This is a genomic window from Sphingobium subterraneum, from assembly GCF_014199435.1.
GTDB classification, from domain to species: Bacteria; Pseudomonadota; Alphaproteobacteria; order Sphingomonadales; family Sphingomonadaceae; genus Sphingobium; species Sphingobium subterraneum.
Map to the genome: position 1 here is coordinate 213,038 of NZ_JACIJP010000005.1, position 17,408 is coordinate 230,445.

Genomic DNA, 17,408 nt, shown 5'->3' on the forward strand with positions numbered 1-17,408 from the left:
GGCAACACACGAACAGAAAGCGAATGATGAGCGAAGTGAAGATCGGGCGGGCGCTGCTCTCGGTGTCCGACAAGAGCGGCCTTGTGGAACTGGGGCAGGCGCTGGCGCGGCACGGGGTGGAACTGGTCTCGACCGGCGGCACGGCCAAGGCATTGCGCGACGCGGGGCTGGATGTCGCCGATATTTCCGATCTGACCGGCTTTCCCGAGATGATGGACGGGCGGGTCAAGACCCTGCACCCGAAGGTCCATGGTGGCCTGCTCGCGGTACGCAGCAATGCCGAGCATCGCGCATCGATGGAGGAGCACGCGATCGCGCCGATCGATCTGGTCGTCGTCAACCTCTACCCGTTCGCGCAGACCGTGGCGCGCGGCGGTACGCGGGAAGAGATTATCGAGAATATCGATATCGGCGGCCCCTCGATGGTTCGCTCTGCCGCGAAAAACCATGAAAGCGTGGCGATTGTCACCGATCCGGCCGACTATACCCGTCTGATCGCGGAGATGGACGAGAAGGGCGGGGCCACCAGCTACGATTTCCGCCGGATGCTGTGCGCCAAGGCCTATGCCGCGACGGCCGCCTATGACAGCATGATCTCGCAATGGTTCGCGGCGGTCGATCAGGGCGAGAAATTCCCGGCGACCCGCGTGATGGGATCGCGCCTTGCCGGGACGCTGCGCTATGGCGAAAACCCGCATCAGGACGCGGCGCTGTATCTGCCGCTCGGCCCCGCGACTTCGGGCATCGGGCAGGCGGAACAGGTGCAGGGCAAGGAGCTGTCCTACAACAACTACAACGACGCCGACGCCGCGCTCGAACTGCTCGCGGAGTTCCGCGACGGGCCGCCGACCGTCGTCATCGTCAAGCACGCCAACCCCTGTGGTGTTGCCACCGGTGAAACGCTGGTGGAGGCCTATGAAGCCGCGCTCGCCTGCGACAGCGTGTCTGCGTTTGGCGGTATTATCGCGGTCAATCGCCCGCTCGATGGCCCGACCGCCGAAGCGATCAGCGGTATCTTCACCGAAGTTGTGGTTGCGCCCGGTGCGGACGATGCCGCCAGGGCCGTGTTCGCGAAGAAGAAGAACCTGCGCCTCCTGCTGCTCTCGGACGGTTTGCCCGATCCCTACCGGCGCGGGTTGCAGACGAAGATCATCGCGGGCGGTGTGCTGGTACAGGACCGCGACCACGGCCATGTCACGCCCGGCATGCTGAAAGTCGTGACCAAGCGCGCGCCGACCGAGCAGGAACTGAAGGACTGCCTGTTTGCCTGGACGGTCGCCAAGCATGTGAAATCGAACGCGATCGTCTATGCGAAGGACGGCGTGACGGCGGGGATCGGCGCGGGCCAGATGAACCGGCGCGATTCTTCCCGCATCGCGGCGGTAAAGGCGCGTGAGGCGGCGGAAACCTATAACTGGGCGCAACCGCGGACCGTGGGAAGCGCCGTGGCATCGGACGCATTCTTCCCCTTCGCGGACGGTTTGCTGGCGGCGGTGGAAGCGGGCGCGACCGCCGTTATCCAGCCGGGCGGGTCGATCCGCGACGACGATGTGATCGCCGCAGCGGACGAAGCCGGGCTGGCAATGGTGTTCACCGGGATGCGGCACTTCCGGCATTGATCGGCGAAATCCAGAGCATCGAGCCGTTAACCTCGTCCGTTCGTGCTGAGTAGCCATTGAGCGTGTCGAAATGGCGTATCGAAGTACCGACCCTTCGATACGGGACTTCGATAAACTCAGCCCCTACTCAGGGCGAACGGGGAAGTAGATACGACTAACGGCTGGATGTTCAGCCGCACCGTACCCGCGTCATGTCGTCGGCCATCAGGGACCGACCGTCGGCGCTCACTTCCAGTCGACGCTCGGCCGCCCAGTCCTGGCCCTCGCCGGAATAGAGCGCGCTGACGCGGACAGCACGCGCACCGTCCGGCGTGACCTTGGTAACCCGTCCGCTGCTTTCGTAGAAGCGCAGCTCCGATCCTGTCACGACCAGTTCGCCGGTATCGGCGGGCGCTGAACAGGCATTGGCATTGCGGGCCCAGCGGCCACGGAAGGCAGAGGGTATGACGGCGGCCGATGCCAGGGGCGCGGCGGAGCCCTCCTCTCGGACCACGCCGCGCTCCGCCAGTTCGCTCGTTGCGATGAGCCAGGGGGAAGTGGTGGACCCCGGCTTGTAGCGTTCCGGGTTGCGGGCGAGAACAAGGCGGCCGATCCGGTTGAATGGCTTTGCGGTTGCCTTCATGCGCCCATAGACCTGCACGGGGACGACGGCCGTCTGCGTTCCCCCGGTTTCCGGACGGCCGATCAGGACACGCAGCTGGCTATGTTGCCCCCAGCTTCGGGCGAAGTCCGCCGCGTTCATGCCGCTGGATGCCCCATTGCCCCGCCACAGGCGATAGGCGTCCGCAAAGCGTCCCTGTTCCAGCGCCATGGCATAGCGTTCCACGACGCTTCCCGCGCCGCGAACGCTCTGGGGATCTATGGGACTTTCGTCCAGTGGCTCGCGGTCATCCGGCAGTCCGCCGACTTCGCCGGGCGCGGGCGGGATGAGCGCTGGCAGCGCCGTGCCGCTGGCAGGCGGTGCGGCGTTCCTAACAGTATCATTGTCTTCGACAATCACCGTGTCATTGCCGGGAAGGGCGGTCGCGCCATTGCCTGCGGTGCGATCCTCGCATCCGGACAGCGTGAGCCCCGCAAAGGCGAGTGCTGCGGTGCTCAGGATGCCCTGCCGAAGGACGGACGAGTAGGTCGGGGACATGGAGATCATCGCGACATCAACCCCTTGCCCGCGAGCGCGTTCCCATATGTTTTCCTTCCGTTTCGGTTCATCGCTCTCTATAAGGCCGGGATGAACGATACACCAGACGACGCCATCCCCGAAAACATCCCCAACGCCAACGAATATGGTGCCGACAGCATCAAGGTCCTGAAAGGACTGGATGCCGTTCGCAAACGCCCCGGCATGTATATTGGTGATACGGACGACGGGTCCGGCCTGCACCACATGGTGTTCGAAGTCAGCGACAACGCCATCGACGAGGCACTCGCCGGGCATTGCGATCGCATCACGATTACGCTCAACGCCGATGGCTCGGTTTCGGTCGAGGACAACGGACGGGGTATCCCGACCGGCATTCATGCCGAGGAAGGGGTGTCGGCGGCAGAGGTCATCATGACCCAGCTTCACGCGGGCGGGAAGTTCGAGAACACGTCGGACGACAACGCCTATAAAGTGTCGGGCGGCCTGCACGGCGTGGGCGTTTCGGTGGTCAACGCGCTCTCGGAATTTCTCGACCTCACCATCTGGCGGGACGGGCAGGAGCATTATATGCGCTTTGCCTTTGGCGATGCGGTCGCGCCGCTGAAAGTGGTCGGCCCCGCGCCGGAGGGCAAGAAGGGCACGCGCGTCACTTTCCTGCCCAGCCCTGCGACCTTCAAGATCACGGAATTTGATTTCGAGAAACTGGAGCACCGCTACCGCGAGCTGGCGTTTCTCAATTCCGGCGTGCGGCTGTTCCTCGTCGATGCGCGGCACGAAGAAAAGAAGGAAATCGAACTGTTTTACGAAGGCGGCATTGGCGCCTTCGTGTCCTGGCTCGACCGCACCAAGACGCCCTTGATGCCCGCGCCGATCGCCATTCGTGGCCAGCGCGACAGCATCGGCATCGAGGTCGCGCTCGAATGGAACGACAGCTATTACGAAAATGTCCTGTGCTTCACGAATAACATTCCGCAGCGGGACGGCGGCACGCATCTGGCGGCGTTTCGCGCGGCGCTGACGCGCACGCTCAATAACTATGCCGAGAAATCCGGCATGCTGAAGAAGGAAAAGGTGTCCCTCACCGGCGACGACATGCGTGAGGGGCTGACGGCGATCGTGTCGGTGAAGCTGCCCGATCCCAAGTTCAGCAGCCAGACGAAGGACAAGCTCGTGTCATCCGAAGTCCGCCAGCCGCTGGAAAGCCTGATGGCCGACAAGATGGCGGAATGGCTGGAGGAAAACCCGGCGCACGGCCGCATGATCATCCAGAAGGTGATCGATGCCGCTGCCGCCCGCGAAGCGGCCAAGCGCGCACGGGAACTGACCCGGCGCAAGGGCGTGATGGACATCGCTTCGCTTCCCGGCAAGCTCGCCGATTGCCAGGAGCGCGATCCGGCGAAGTCCGAACTGTTTCTGGTCGAGGGCGATTCGGCGGGTGGCTCTGCCAAGCAGGGGCGCGACCGCCATTATCAGGCGATTTTGCCGCTCAAGGGCAAGATCCTCAACGTCGAGCGCGCGCGCTTCGACCGGATGTTGGGGTCCAAGGAAATCGGCACGCTCATTCAGGCGATGGGCACCGGCATCCGCGACGATTTCACCATCGAGAAGCTGCGCTATCACAAGATCGTCATCATGACCGACGCCGACGTCGATGGCGCGCATATCCGCACGCTGTTGCTGACGTTCTTCTATCGCCAGATGCCGCAGATTATCGAGAACGGCCATCTCTACATTGCTCAGCCGCCGCTCTACAAGGCGAGCCGTGGCCGCAGCGAAGTGTACCTCAAGGATGAGGCCGCGCTGGAACAATATCTGGTCGACAACGGCGTTGATACTATGGCGCTGGAAACCAACCAGGGCACGCGTCGCGGGGACGATTTGCGGATGCTCATCGACCATGCGCGCCGCCTGCGTGCCGTCATGCGCTATGTGCCACGCCGCTATGACAGCCGGATCATCGAGGCGCTGGCGCTGGCGGGTGCTCTTGATGTCGAGCTGAATGACGCGGATCGCAAGCTGCGGCTTGCCGATGCCGTGAAATGGATGGACACGCACGATGCCGAGGGCGCGTGGACCGGGGCGCTGGCGGAAGAGGGTGGCTATCACTTCCAGCGCGTGTGGCGCGGCGTGACCGACCATATGGTGATCGAGGGGGCGTTTCTGGGCAGCGCGGAAGCGCGCAAGCTCCATGGGCTCGCGGCCGAACAGTCGGACAGCTATCACGGGGGAAGCCGCCTCGTCACTTTGAAGGCCGCCGTGGCATCGGAAGAAGCGGAAGAGGGCGACGATCTGCCCGCCGCGCCGACCGCCACGCGCGGTACGACCTTCGTGTCGCGGCCGAGCGAATTGCTGGATGGCATCCTTGCCGCCGGGCGCAAGGGCCTGTCGATCCAGCGGTACAAAGGGCTGGGCGAGATGAACGCGGAGCAGTTGTGGGAAACCACGCTCGATCCGAACAACCGCTCGATGCTGCGTGTCGAAATTGCACAAGCGGATGTCGCGGACGAGATCTTCACGCGCCTTATGGGTGATGTGGTCGAGCCGCGCCGTGACTTCATTCAGGATAATGCCCTGAACGTCGCCAATCTGGACGTTTGATCCCGGCTTATAGACTTTCGCCTGTCTGCGCCCTACATCGCAGCGCATCATGACGCGCTTTTCCAAGATGCATGGCCTGGGCAACGACTTTGTCGTCATCGACGCGCGCGAGGCGGCGGTGGCGATATCGGCGGCACGTGCGCAGGCGATCGCCGACCGGCATGCGGGCGTGGGCTGTGACCAGCTTATCCTGATCGAGCCGTCGGCAGTCGCGGACGTAAAGATGCGCATTTTCAACGCCGACGGATCCGAGGTCGAGGCGTGCGGCAACGCCACGCGGTGCATCCCGCTGTTTCTCGGTCGTAACGCGCGGATCGAAACGGCGGCGGGTCTCCTCGACGCGCGGCTGACCGATGACGGTGCGAGCGTGGACATGGGCACGCCGCGTTTCGAGTGGGAAGCGATCCCCCTGGCCTACGCCATGGACACGTTGACGATGCCTGTCGGGTGGGAAGATCTGCCCGCGCCCGCCGCCGTCAACGTCGGCAATCCGCATGTCATCTTCTTCGTGGACGATCTCGACGCGGTCGATACGGCCCGGCTCGGCGCGCTGATCGAGGTCGATCCGCTCTTTCCGGCGCGCGTCAACGTGAATTTCGCGCAGCAGGTCGGGGATCGCCATCTCCGTCTGATCGTATGGGAACGTGGCGCGGGCCTTACCCGGGCGTGCGGCACGGGCGCCTGCGCGACCGCCGTTGCCGCGATCCGGCGCGGACTGATGCGTGGGCCAGTGACCGTCACATTACCGGGGGGCGATCTTGCCATCGATTGGGCGCCGGGCGGACATATCCGGATGACCGGCCCGGCGACCCATGTGTTCGACGGTGAGATCGATCTCGACCGACTGTGATGGACGGCCCGGACATCCTGACCTTTGGTTGCCGTCTCAACATTGCCGAGAGCGAGACGATGCGGCAGCTCGCCGCCGGTCAGGACGATCTCGTCATCATCAACAGCTGTGCGGTGACGGGCGAAGCCGTGCGGCAGGCGCGGCAGGCGATCCGCCGTGCGCGGCGCGAGCGGCCCGATGCGCGGATCGTCGTCACGGGCTGTGCGGCGCAGACCGACCCCGCCATGTTCGCCGCCATGCCGGAAGTCGACCGCGTTATCGGCAACCGGGAGAAGATGGACGCGGCTTCGTTCGTGCCACCACCGCCGCTCGATACGAACGGGACGAGGGATGGGACCGAACGCGTCCGCGTGTCCGACATCATGGCGGTGCGCGACACGGCGCCGCATCTTGTGTCAGGCTTCGCCGATCATGCCCGCGCCTTTGTCGAGGTGCAGAACGGATGCGATCATCGCTGCACCTTCTGCATCATCCCCTATGGCCGGGGGAACAGTCGGTCGGTCCCCGCCGGGGCGGTGATCGAGCGGATCGCCGCATTGGTGGACGAGGGTTATCGGGAAGTGGTCCTCACCGGCGTCGACGTAACGAGCTATGGCCCCGATCTGCCCGGCAGCCCGAGCCTTGGCCAGCTGGTCGAGCGGATATTGACCCATGTTCCGTCCCTGCCGCGCCTGCGCCTGTCCTCGCTCGACAGCGTGGAGATCGACGACCGGCTGTTCGCGCTTATCACGCAGGAGGCACGGGTAATGCCGCACCTGCATCTTTCGCTCCAGTCGGGCGACGACATGATCCTTAAGCGCATGAAGCGCCGCCATAGCCGGGCGGAGGCTGTGCGTGTGGTGGATCGGTTGCTTGCCGCGCGTCCAGCCATCAGTATCGGGGCGGACATCATTGCTGGTTTCCCGACCGAGACAGAGGCGATGTTCGCCCGTTCGCTGGCGCTGGTCGCGGACTGCCAGATCGTCCACGGCCATATCTTTCCCTATTCTCCGCGCTCCGGTACTCCGGCCGCGCGGATGCCGCAGGTCGATCCGGCGACGATCAAGGATCGCGCCGCGCGTCTCCGTGCCGCCTGTGCGGAACGGCGGAACATATGGCTTGGCAGCCTGGTGGGAACGGAACAATCGGTACTCGTGGAAGGCAAGGGGCTGATGGGCCATGCCGAAAACTTCGCGCCCGTCCGCCTCGCCCGCCCGCATGAGCGCGGCAAAATCATGCGCGTGGCCATCGCCGGGGTTGAGAATGGCGCGCTGATCGCGCAAGAGACGGCATGAGCGAAAAAAGCTGGCGCGACCGCCTGTTCGGCGGGCTGAAGCGTACATCGGAAAAACTGGGCGACAACCTCACCGGGCTGTTCGGCAAGGCCGCGCTGGATGCGCAGACGCTGGACGAGATCGAGGAGGCGCTGATCGTTTCGGATCTCGGCCCGGCCATGGCCATGCGGGTGCGCGACCGGCTGGCCGAGGGGCGGTTCAACAAGGAACTGACCGAGGAATATCTGCGCGGTGTCATCGCCGACGAGGTCGAGAAGGTCCTGACCCCGGTGGCCAAGCCTCTGCAGTTCAAGGCGGCACGCCCGCACGTCATCCTCGTTATCGGCGTCAACGGATCGGGCAAGACGACCACCATCGCCAAGCTTGCCAAACGCTTTCAGGAGCAGGGACGCAGCGTCATGCTGGCGGCGGGCGATACGTTCCGCGCCGCCGCCATCGGGCAGCTCACGATTTGGGCCGAGCGGCTGGGCGTTCCGATCGTCGCGGGCAAGGAAGGCGGGGATGCTGCCGGTCTCGCGTTCGAGGCGGTGAAGCAGGCGACGGAGAAGGGTATCGATATCCTGATCGTCGATACCGCCGGACGCTTGCAAAACCGCACCGAACTGATGGATGAACTCGCGAAGATCCGCCGGGTGCTCGGGCGGCTCGACCCGGCGTCACCGCATGATGTGGTGCTGGTGCTCGACGCGACCACGGGGCAGAACGCGCTCAGTCAGATCGAGGTATTCACCCAGGTGGCGCAGGTGACCGGCCTCGTCATGACGAAGCTCGACGGGTCGGCGCGCGGCGGTATGCTGGTCGCGGCGGCGGAGAAATTCGGCCTGCCGATCCATGCGATCGGTGTGGGCGAGAAGATCGACGACCTGCGCCCCTTCGATCCGGCCGACATGGCGCGCGCCATTGCAGGAACAGCCTATGCCTGATCAAACAAAGCCCGCCGCACCGTCCAAGGGACATGGGAACATCAGCCTTGCGCTCGATTTCGGGCCGTTGCTGGTGTTCTTCCTCGGCTATAAATTCGCAGGCGTGATCGTCGGCACAGGCGCGTTCATGGTGGCGATCGCGGTGGCGGTGATCGTGTCGAAAGTGAAGCTGGGCAAGGTTTCGCCGATGCTGTGGCTGTCGGCCGTGCTGGTCCTGTTTTTCGGCTCGCTCACCATCTATTTTCACGATCAGCGCTTCATCCAGATCAAGCCCACGATCATCTATTCCTTTTTCGCGCTGATCCTGTTCGCGGGTCTGGCGCGGGGCAAGCCGCTGCTCAAATATCTCCTTCAGGCCGCCTATGACGGCTTGAGCGACGAGGGGTGGCGCAAGCTGTCGCGCAACTGGGCCATCTTCTTCGTCGCCATGGCGGTCGCCAATGAACTGATGCGGCGGTCGATGAGCTTCGACCAGTGGCTCTCGCTCAAGGTGTGGGGGGTAACGATCGTGTCCTTCCTGTTCGCGGCATCCAATATCCCGATGCTGATGCGCCATGGCCTCAATCTGGGGGAGCGGACGGACAGCGAGGACGTCGGCCGGATCGAACCGCCGCAGGGCTAGCATCACCCCTTAGAACAGCCCGGAACTCGTGCTCAAGCCGCCAGCGCGATTGTTCTCCGTCCTGCTTTCTCTTCCTTCTGCGTCCGGAACTGGCTGGCCCGGTCGGCGAGCGCATTGGCTTCGTTGCATAAAGTCCGGGCGGCGGCCGAAGCCTGTTCGACCATGGCGGCATTCTGTTGCGTCGAGGTATCGAGCGTGCCGACGGCCGTCGCGATCTGGCTGATCGCTTCGGACTGCGCCTGATTGTCCTCCGCCATCGAAACCACGAGGGTGCGGACTTCATCGACCTGTTCGTTGATGGTGGTGAGGGCGGTGCCGACCTGCTCTACCGCGTGCACGGCGGTCGCGACCTCGGTCTGCGTCACGGTCAGCTGATCGCGTGCCTGCTGCGCTTCCTCTTCCGCGCGCAGGGCGAGAGACGACACCATGTCCGCGACGACCGCGAAGCCGCGTCCGGCTTCCCCTGCGCGCCCGGCCTCGACCGCGGCGTTCATGGCGAGGATCCGGGTCTGGAAGGCGATGCGGTCCAGCCCGTCGATTACCGCGTCGATGCCCTTGGCGCTGTCCGATACGCGACCCATCGCCTCGACCGCTTCGGCGGCGAGGGCGTGCCCTTCCTGCGTGGCCTCGCTGGCGCGGTTGGTCAGGTCGGCAGTGTTGGCCGCTGCTTCGGCGGCGGAGCGGATACGCATGTCGACGCCCGATAGCGTGGCGGACGTCTCCTCCAGATGAGCGGCGTTGTTCTCCGTCCGACGGGCCAGATCATCGGATGCCTGGGTGATTTCCTGCGCGCCGCTGAGGATGACACCAGAGCTGCCCAGGATCGCACCGAGCAAGGACCGCAGGGATGCGATCGCGCTGTTGAAATCGGTGCGCAGCGATACGAAGATCCCGGCAAGGTCCGCATCGATATGGGCGGTGAGATCGCCTTTGGCGAGGTCGCCCAGCGCACTGCCGATGCTGTCGACGATCATGCGCGCCTGCTCTTCCCGCTCCCGCTGTGCGTCGAGCAGGCTCTGCTGGAATGTTGCCACTGTGGTGGCGAGCGTGCCCAACTCGTCCGCCCGGTCGGTGCAGGGCATCGCGACATGAAGGTCGCCGACGGCCATCGCGGCGGTGGCCGCAGTCAGATCGACCAGCGGATGGATGAGGCGAAGGCGGACCATGCGCATGACGAACAGAACGCCACCCGTCGCGGCAGCCAGACCGCCGATCACGAGGATAATCGCAGTGCGGGCAAGCCAGCGCGCATGGTGCTCGACGTCGGCGGCGTGCCGTTCGATCGTGACCGAGACATCCTCCATGCTCACTTCGAGCGCGCGAAACTGTTCGAAGAACGCCGGCAAATGCGCAAAGGCCTGTTGCGGATCACGCGCCGCGATGTCGGCAATGTCCTGCGCCGCTGTGGCGTAATGGGCAAGTGGGGTGGCGATCGCGGTACTCGCGCGGGTCACCGCTCGGGACCCGTCATAGATCCGCTCCGCCGCGATGCTGGATCGCAGGGTCTGGAGATGTTCGTTCAGGTCTTTCCGCGCATCCGCCAGTGAAACCGCAGAGGCGGGGTTGGACGACGCGAGAACGATCGCGAGCGCGTCGCTCCGGACCGCGTCGTGCATCATGTCCGCCATCATGTGCCGTCGCATCAGCAGGCCGACCTCCGTCTGCTGCCGCATGGCGCTGCGCTGCAGGAATGCCGCCCCGATCCCGATCCCACCGCAGGCAACGACCAGAATCAGCAGCGCCAGGCTGATCATCATTGCGTTGCGGGCCAACCCTTCCCGTCTCGTCATGCCTCACCCGTCTTTATGGTTGCCGGCGCGGAAATCCCGCAGCCGGTCGTTCCATTATAGAGGGGAGCGAGCGGCTGCGGGTGAGGAAGAGCTGTTGTCTGAAGCTGTCGGCGGGATCAGCCCGGCTGATCGGCGCGCGATACGCCCGCGCCATCGAGGTTCTGCGAAACGAAATCCCAGTTGATCCCATCGTTCAGCAGGGCATCGGCATAGCCGGGGCGGGCGTTGCGGTAATCGATGTAATAGGCGTGTTCCCAGACGTCGAGGATCCAGAGCGGCTTCACGTCGTAAGCAACCGGCGTGTCGGCATCGTGGTAGGATGTGACGGAGAGGGCGTCGCCATCCAGAGCAAGGGCGGCCCAGCCGCTGGCAAAATGCCCGACCGCTTCGGCCTTCAGCTTGTCGAGCAGGCCCTGGGTGCTTCCGAACGCACTGTCGATCATGCCCTGCAGGCGCGCATCGGGCGTCGTGGGTTCCGGCGAGAGGCCGAGCCAGTAGAAGCTGTGGTTCCAGATCTGGCCGACCTGGTTGAACAACGATTGCTTGCCCTGCGTCTTGGCGAGCTGGATCAACTCGACGAGCGACTTGCCTTGCAGCGACGGATCCGCAGCGACCAGCTCGTTCGCCTTGTTCACATAGGCCGCGTGATGCTTGCCATGATGATATTCAAAGGTTTCGGCGCTGATGGTCGATCCGAATGCATCCTTAGGATAGGGCAGATCGGGAAGGGTGAAAGCCATGGGAAGAAAAACTCCTGGAAGAGGAAGAACGAAAGCCCTTCAACCGCCGAGGCGCCCATAAGGTCCGGATTTCAGTCCGGCAAGTACAAGAAAATGCAAGCGAATCGGGGAGAACGGGCAGGATTAATAATCGATGACAATCTTCATCGGTTCGCCTAACATTCGCCCTCTAAAAGCAACCATCCGTCGTAACGATGGCATTTGTTCGTCTGGGAGATAGAAAATGACCAAATTTTTCAGCAACCTTCACCTGGTGCTGCTGGTCGGGGTCGTGCTCACCATTGCGGTGATTTTCGGCGTAGGACCGAATGGAGAAGCCGTTAACGCCGCGTTCCGCTGGCTGCATCTGTTCTTCGGCATTACGTGGATTGGCCTGCTCTATTATTTCAACTTCGTGCAGATCCCGACCATGCCCAAGATCCCCGCCGAGCTGAAGCCGGGTGTGTCGAAGCATATCGCTCCGTCGGCCCTGTTCTTCTTCCGCTGGGGTGCGGCGTTCACCGTTCTGACCGGACTCATCGTCGCCCATCTGTCTGGCTATCTGACACAGGCGCTGACGCTTGATCCCAGCTTCCGCCTGATCGGCATCGGCATGTGGCTTGCGCTCATCATGGCCTTCAACGTCTGGTTCGTGATCTGGCCCAACCAGAAGAAGGCGCTGGGCATCGTCCAGGCTGACGATGCGACCAAGGCGAAGGCCGCGACCACCGCGATGATCTTCTCGCGCACCAACACGCTGCTGTCGCTGGCGATGCTGTACTGCATGGTGAACGCGAACCACGGTTAAGGTCGCGCGTCCGGATAAAGGCCCGCCCCGCGTTGGGCGGGCCTTTTTCGTGGCCGTTGCCCTTTCGTCGGCGGCGCGAGGCGCTATATGGGCACGATGACCCAGCTTGCCGATCTGTACGAAGAATATGAATTCCTGGATGCAGACGACCGCTATCGTCTGCTGATCGACCTGGGCAAGCAGCTCGAGCCCATGCCCGATGCGCTGAAGACCGACGCGACTTTGGTGCGCGGATGTTCGGCGGCGGTGTGGGTCTATCCGACGACGCGCGACGACGGGAGGCTGCATTTCCTGGCGGACAGCAACGCGGCGATCACCAAGGGGATTATCGCGCTCGTGCTGCTCTCCGTGCAGGACCGGACACCAGCAGAAATCGGAGCGGCGGATATCGAGGGCGCGCTGGCTCCCTTTGACCTCCGGAACCAGCTCAGCTCCAACCGGACGCAAGGCATTCCCAACATGATCGCGCTGATCCGGGAAACCGCGTCGCGGCTCCGGTAACGGCGATCGCGCCACGTCCGGACGGGCGTCCCTATGCCTCCACGGAACCGATCAGCCGATTGAGGAAGTCCTCGCAGCGCAGGATCTGGTCGATTTCGACATATTCGTTGGCGCGGTGCGCCTGACTGATGCTGCCCGGCCCGCAGATGATGGCGGGAACTCCGGCGTTCTGGAACTGACCGCCTTCCGTGCCGTATGCCACCTTCCGGATGTCAGTATCTCGCGTGAGTGCGCGGGCGAGGCGCGTCATCATCGCCGCTTCGTCGGCGTTGAGCCCGGGCGCGTTGGAAATCTGTTCCAGCGCCACGTCCGCGCCTTCCCACTCGCCTTTCATCGCAGGCTTGATGGCGCGCTCGACATAATCGCTGATCCGGCGGTAGACCGCGCCGACCTCGACCTGCGGGATGTTGCGGATCTCGAACTGGAACTCGCACGCGTCGGGCACGACATTGGTGGCGACGCCGCCCGCGATCGTTCCGGTCTGGGCGGTGGAATAAGGGGTGTCGAAACAGCTGTCGAACGGCCCGTCCGCCTTCATGCTGTCCGCCATGTCGCGAATGAAGCAGATGATCCGCGCGGCATATTCGATCGTGTTGACGCCGAGGTGAGGCATGGAACTATGGGCTGCGCGGCCATGGAGGCGGCAGCGGTAAAGGTTGATGCCCTTGTGGGCGACAACCACGTTCATGCTCGTGGGTTCGCCCACCAGACAGCCGTCGGGGCGAAGGCCGCGCCGCACCATCTCGTCGATCATCAGGGGCGCGCCCAGGCAACCGATCTCCTCGTCAAACGAAAAGGCGAAGTGGAAGGGTTTGAGCAGCGTGCCTTGCTTCATCCGCGGCAAGCGGCTCATGCACGCGGCAATAAAGCCCTTCATGTCCGCCGTCCCGCGCCCATAGAGGCGCCCGTCCCGCTGCGTCATGACAAACGGATCACTGTCCCAGGCCTGTCCGTCGACAGGGACGACATCGGTATGACCGGAGAGGACAATGCCGCCTGTTTCGGTTCCGTCCGCCGCCGGAAGGGTCGCGAACAGATTGGCCTTGCGCCGTTCCGCGTCGAAGGTGAGCCACGGTTCGATCCCCGCCTCCCGAAACAGGGCGGTCAGGAAGTCGAGCATGTCCAGATTGCTGTTGCGGCTGGTCGTGTCGAAGGCGATCAGTTGCCCGAGCAGATCGGCGGACACCGGCGATCGATCCGCTGTTTCACGCTGCGTTGCCTGTTCCGTTGCGCTCACGATCGGATGTCCTCGAAAAGCGCAGGATGACCTGTAGCTGTTGGAATATCAAACGAAACCTCGGTCCGCTCGGGCGTGATGGCACGCAGCGCGGCGCTGTGTAGCGTTTATGACCTCTCCATCGCAGCGGTAGCTAAGGGGCCATCAGAAGATGTTTGCGCTGCCACGGCATAGGCTCCGAAGAGTGCTTTGGCGCCCTCCGCCGCTTGCGCGCGCCATGCGGGACCGGTATCGGCGGCGTTCAGCATGTCCAGGAAGCGGCGCCATGCGCCGTGCGGATGCGTGGCGCCCAGAAACCGGGTGGGCAGGCCGGTGAGAACCTGCTTCTCAAGGACGGCTCCCCCCAGACGCGATCCCTCCAGCACATACAGCGCACCCCAACGCGCGGCCTCGCCCGTCGGCAGCAACAGAGCGTCCTCCGTGGGCATCGCGCAGCCCAGATCCGCCAGATCCGCGCGGAGTGCCTCGCTTCGTCCGTGCCAGTCGCCGGTCAGGAACGCGGGGTCAAGACGTCGCTCGGCAACCGGCAGAACGCGGGCATGCGCGGTCAGGAAGGCGCGGTAGCCGTCCCGGGTCTGTAACGAAAAACGAAGGAAAGCGGCATCAACGGCGTCGTGGTCTACGCGCGTGACGGCGCGCAGATAGTGTGCGGCGGAAGCATCGGAAGTCCTCTCCGGCTGCGGCGCGATGCCTGCCCCGCTGCGTCCATCAGGCGACATCGGGGGCGATCCCGAGCAAATCCTCCGCGCTCCGCATGATATTGCCGCTGGTATAGGGTTTCTGCACAACCGGCCGGGCGCGATGCTCCATCGGCAATTTGGCCTGTTCGCCATAGCCCGAGGCGAAAAAGAACGGGACGCCCATGTCGAGCAGTCGGTCGGCAATGCCGAAACTGGTCTGGTCGCCGAGGTTGATGTCGAGAATCGCAAAGTCCGGGGTGATCTGGTCGAGCAGATCGTGCGCGGCATCGACGGTTGATGCCGTGCTGATCGACGCGCCAAAGCGTTGCAGGATGTCTTCGGCATCCAGCGCGATGATCAGGCTGTCCTCGACCAGCATAACCGACAGACCGGCGAGCATTTCCGGGCGCACGGGGACATCCTGGGCATGCTGGTGCGGCGCAAGGCGGTTGCGCGCTGCTCGCCCCGCAGCGGGCAGGGTGACATGGCGCCTAGGGATACAGAAGCGGGCATGAACACCCGACGGGCGATAATCGATCGTCGCCACGCCGCCCAGGTCATAGGGCACCGAGCGTTCGATAATGGTCGTGCCGAACCCCTTGCGCGTGGGTTTTTCCACGCGGGGTCCGCCCGTTTCCAGCCAGGTGATGATGAGATCCTTGTCCCCGTCCAGCTTCCACGTCAGACTGATCTCGCCGTCACCCGACAGGCTGCCATATTTGGCCGAGTTGGTGACCAGCTCGTGGATCACCAGCGCCATTGTCGAATAGGCCTGCGGATTGAGCAGCACCCGGGGGCCCTGAGAGACGATGGCGTTCTGCTTCTGCGCAGCGAACGCGGCCGCTTCCGCCTCGATCAGTGCTTCGAGCGGGGCGGGCCCCCAATGGTCGTCGGTAATCTGGTTGTGCGCGCGCGCCAACGCGTGGATGCGGCCATCTACGACCTTCACGAAGTCGTTGACCACATCTTCGTCGGGCTTCGATTGCCGGATCAGACCGCGGATCACGCCCAGAATGTTGCGTACGCGGTGGTTCAATTCGGCGATCAGCAGCTCCTGCCGGGCATTGGCCTGATGCCGTTCCGCCGCCGCTTCGTCGGCGAGGCGTAGCACGACCTCGATCAGCGTGGCGCGCAGCGTTTCGGCCACACGCAATTGTGACGGTGTAAAAGGCGCCGATTTCCCCTCCACCTGCTCCTTCCATTCGGCAAAGCTTTCGCGCGGGGTGAGGCGCGGGCCGTTGGGACCGAACTCGGTCTGCTTGTGCGGATCGCCTGCCCAGCGGACCGACCCTTTCATTTCCGAGCGGAACAGTACGACATAATCGCGCGGAGAACGGGAAATGGGAATGGCCAGCAGCCCTGCGGCCTCGCCGGCAAACGCGCTTGCCCCGTCAACCAGCGAGCCGATATGATCGGTCGCGAAGACCTTGCCCGCCGCCGTTGCGTTCAGGGCGCGCACAATGCGACGGAAGTCTTCGGTCGGCGGCGTCGTTCCCGAAAAGGCGTAGGCGCCGTTGATCCACACGCCAACACCGTCGGCCGGTATGGTCCGGGTCAGGATGTCGGCAAGCCAGTCGGGATCCTTGAGCAGGGTCTCGTCGGACGCGACGGCACCGAGCAACTGGTCGGAGATGTCGCGCGCGCGGCGTTCATATTCCACAAGCTCGCGGCGCTCCCGGCTTTCGAGCCGCATCGAGAACATCTGCGAGAACAGTTCCGAGAGCGAACGGCTGTGAAAACTGGGGGAAAGCGGCGCATAATGATGGCACGCGAACAGGCCCCACAGCGTGTCATCAACAATGATCGATATCGACAGCGACGCACCCACCCCCATATTCTTGAGATATTCGAGGTGAATGGGGGAAACGGAGCGAAGCACCGAAAGCGAAAGGTCGATGGGTTGCCGATGCTCGTCCAGCGGCGGGACGATCGCGACCGGCTCGGCGTCAACATCGTGGATGATGCGGATGAGATTGCGCAGGTACAGCGCGCGGGCCTGTTGGGGAATGTCGCTCGCCGGGTAATGCAGGCCCTTGAAGCTCCCGATGCCGGGCTTGCAGGCTTCCGCGACCACCTCGCCATGCCCGTCGGGTGCGAATTTGTAGACCATCACACGGTCGTAACCCAGCAGCGCACGCACCTGCCGCGCCCCTTCGCGATAGAAGGCGTCGAGGTTCGGCTGGTTGTCGAGCCGCGTCATCATCCAGCGCACCGTGCTGGTCGCATCGCTGTGTTTGCCGCTGTCCGGTTCCGCCTCAATGATGATCTGGCTTCCGGCAAAATGGATCGCCACGTCAAACGCGGGGGCGTCGGAGCGCAGGCGGCATCCGTAGACCCTTTCCACCGTATCCGAACCGACAAGATACGCCACACGATTGCGCAGATCGTGCAGCAAATCCGGGTCGACGAAATCCGACAACGGATTGCCGACCAGATCCGCAGGCTCAAGGCCGAGATAGGTCCCCACATTGACAGAAGCGCGCGCAATCACCCAGTCCGCGCTCAGGGCGAGCAGGAAGCCGACCGGCTGTATAGCGCCAAGAAGATGAATGGGTTCACGATCACAATTGGTCAGGTCAACCTGAAATCCGCTATTCGCCATTAAACCTGCCAACTCGCCCCATTCCTCTCGGAATAAACCGCAAC

Annotated in this window: 14 protein-coding genes; 8 read left to right on the top strand and 6 right to left on the bottom strand. The window is 63.8% G+C overall.

Annotated elements, in window-relative coordinates:
* Positions 1-26: 26 nt before the first annotated feature.
* Positions 27-1,619, top strand: coding sequence for a bifunctional phosphoribosylaminoimidazolecarboxamide formyltransferase/IMP cyclohydrolase (purH, locus tag FHS92_RS14665; RefSeq protein ID WP_184081470.1), 1,593 nt, complete (start codon positions 27-29; stop codon positions 1,617-1,619).
* A 169-nt stretch (positions 1,620-1,788) separates the two neighbouring features.
* On the opposite strand, the gene FHS92_RS14670 is transcribed toward purH, so the two are convergent.
* Positions 1,789-2,766, bottom strand: coding sequence for a hypothetical protein (locus FHS92_RS14670; RefSeq protein ID WP_184081471.1), 978 nt, complete (start codon positions 2,764-2,766; stop codon positions 1,789-1,791).
* 81 nt (positions 2,767-2,847) lie between these two features.
* Here FHS92_RS14670 and gyrB point away from each other — a divergent pair, with 81 nt between their 5' ends.
* Genes gyrB through ispZ form a run of 5 tightly spaced genes read left to right on the top strand, consistent with a single transcriptional unit; the run spans position 2,848 to position 9,027 of the window.
* Positions 2,848-5,358 (top strand): DNA topoisomerase (ATP-hydrolyzing) subunit B, encoded by a 2,511-nt coding sequence (gene gyrB, locus FHS92_RS14675; RefSeq protein ID WP_184081472.1) that lies wholly within the window; start codon positions 2,848-2,850, stop codon positions 5,356-5,358.
* Between the two features lie 46 nt (positions 5,359-5,404).
* Complete coding sequence (gene dapF, locus FHS92_RS14680) at positions 5,405-6,208, top strand: diaminopimelate epimerase (RefSeq protein WP_184081523.1); 804 nt, start codon at positions 5,405-5,407, stop codon at positions 6,206-6,208.
* Entirely contained in the window at positions 6,208-7,482 is a 1,275-nt protein-coding gene (mtaB, locus tag FHS92_RS14685; protein ID WP_184081473.1) for a tRNA (N(6)-L-threonylcarbamoyladenosine(37)-C(2))-methylthiotransferase MtaB, read from the top strand. Before dapF ends, mtaB begins: the two co-directional genes overlap by 1 nt.
* Positions 7,479-8,405 (top strand): signal recognition particle-docking protein FtsY, encoded by a 927-nt coding sequence (gene ftsY / locus FHS92_RS14690; RefSeq protein WP_184081474.1) that lies wholly within the window; start codon positions 7,479-7,481, stop codon positions 8,403-8,405. The genes mtaB and ftsY overlap by 4 nt, the downstream gene beginning before the upstream one ends.
* Positions 8,398-9,027: a septation protein IspZ gene (gene ispZ, locus FHS92_RS14695; protein WP_184081475.1), complete on the top strand. Its 630-nt coding sequence runs from the start codon at positions 8,398-8,400 to the stop codon at positions 9,025-9,027. The genes ftsY and ispZ overlap by 8 nt, the downstream gene beginning before the upstream one ends.
* Before the next feature lie 32 nt (positions 9,028-9,059).
* On the opposite strand, the gene FHS92_RS14700 is transcribed toward ispZ, so the two are convergent.
* A complete protein-coding gene (locus tag FHS92_RS14700) occupies positions 9,060-10,817 on the bottom strand; it encodes a methyl-accepting chemotaxis protein (protein ID WP_184081476.1) in 1,758 nt (585 codons plus the stop codon).
* A gap of 116 nt (positions 10,818-10,933) precedes the next feature.
* Entirely contained in the window at positions 10,934-11,557 is a 624-nt protein-coding gene (locus FHS92_RS14705; RefSeq protein ID WP_184081477.1) for a superoxide dismutase, read from the bottom strand.
* Between the two features lie 223 nt (positions 11,558-11,780).
* On the opposite strand from FHS92_RS14705, the gene FHS92_RS14710 reads away from it, so the two are divergent.
* Together FHS92_RS14710 and FHS92_RS14715 are read left to right on the top strand one after the other, a co-directional pair.
* The gene (locus tag FHS92_RS14710; RefSeq protein WP_184081478.1) at positions 11,781-12,344 is read left to right on the top strand and encodes a urate hydroxylase PuuD; all 564 of its coding nucleotides are present in this window, start codon (positions 11,781-11,783) and stop codon (positions 12,342-12,344) included.
* A gap of 87 nt (positions 12,345-12,431) precedes the next feature.
* A complete protein-coding gene (locus FHS92_RS14715; protein ID WP_184081479.1) occupies positions 12,432-12,845 on the top strand; it encodes a SufE family protein in 414 nt (137 codons plus the stop codon).
* A gap of 31 nt (positions 12,846-12,876) precedes the next feature.
* Here the strand turns inward: FHS92_RS14715 and argE are convergent, their stop codons facing one another.
* From argE to FHS92_RS14730, 3 genes are all read right to left on the bottom strand, one after another.
* Positions 12,877-14,082 carry an acetylornithine deacetylase gene (argE, locus tag FHS92_RS14720; RefSeq protein ID WP_221231090.1) on the bottom strand — a complete coding sequence of 402 codons (1,206 nt, stop codon included), beginning with the start codon at positions 14,080-14,082 and terminating at the stop codon, positions 12,877-12,879.
* 107 nt (positions 14,083-14,189) lie between these two features.
* Positions 14,190-14,801, bottom strand: coding sequence for a biliverdin-producing heme oxygenase (locus FHS92_RS14725; protein WP_184081480.1), 612 nt, complete (start codon positions 14,799-14,801; stop codon positions 14,190-14,192).
* Entirely contained in the window at positions 14,791-17,364 is a 2,574-nt protein-coding gene (locus tag FHS92_RS14730) for an HWE histidine kinase domain-containing protein (RefSeq protein WP_184081481.1), read from the bottom strand. Before FHS92_RS14730 ends, FHS92_RS14725 begins: the two co-directional genes overlap by 11 nt.
* Positions 17,365-17,408: the final 44 nt, after the last annotated feature.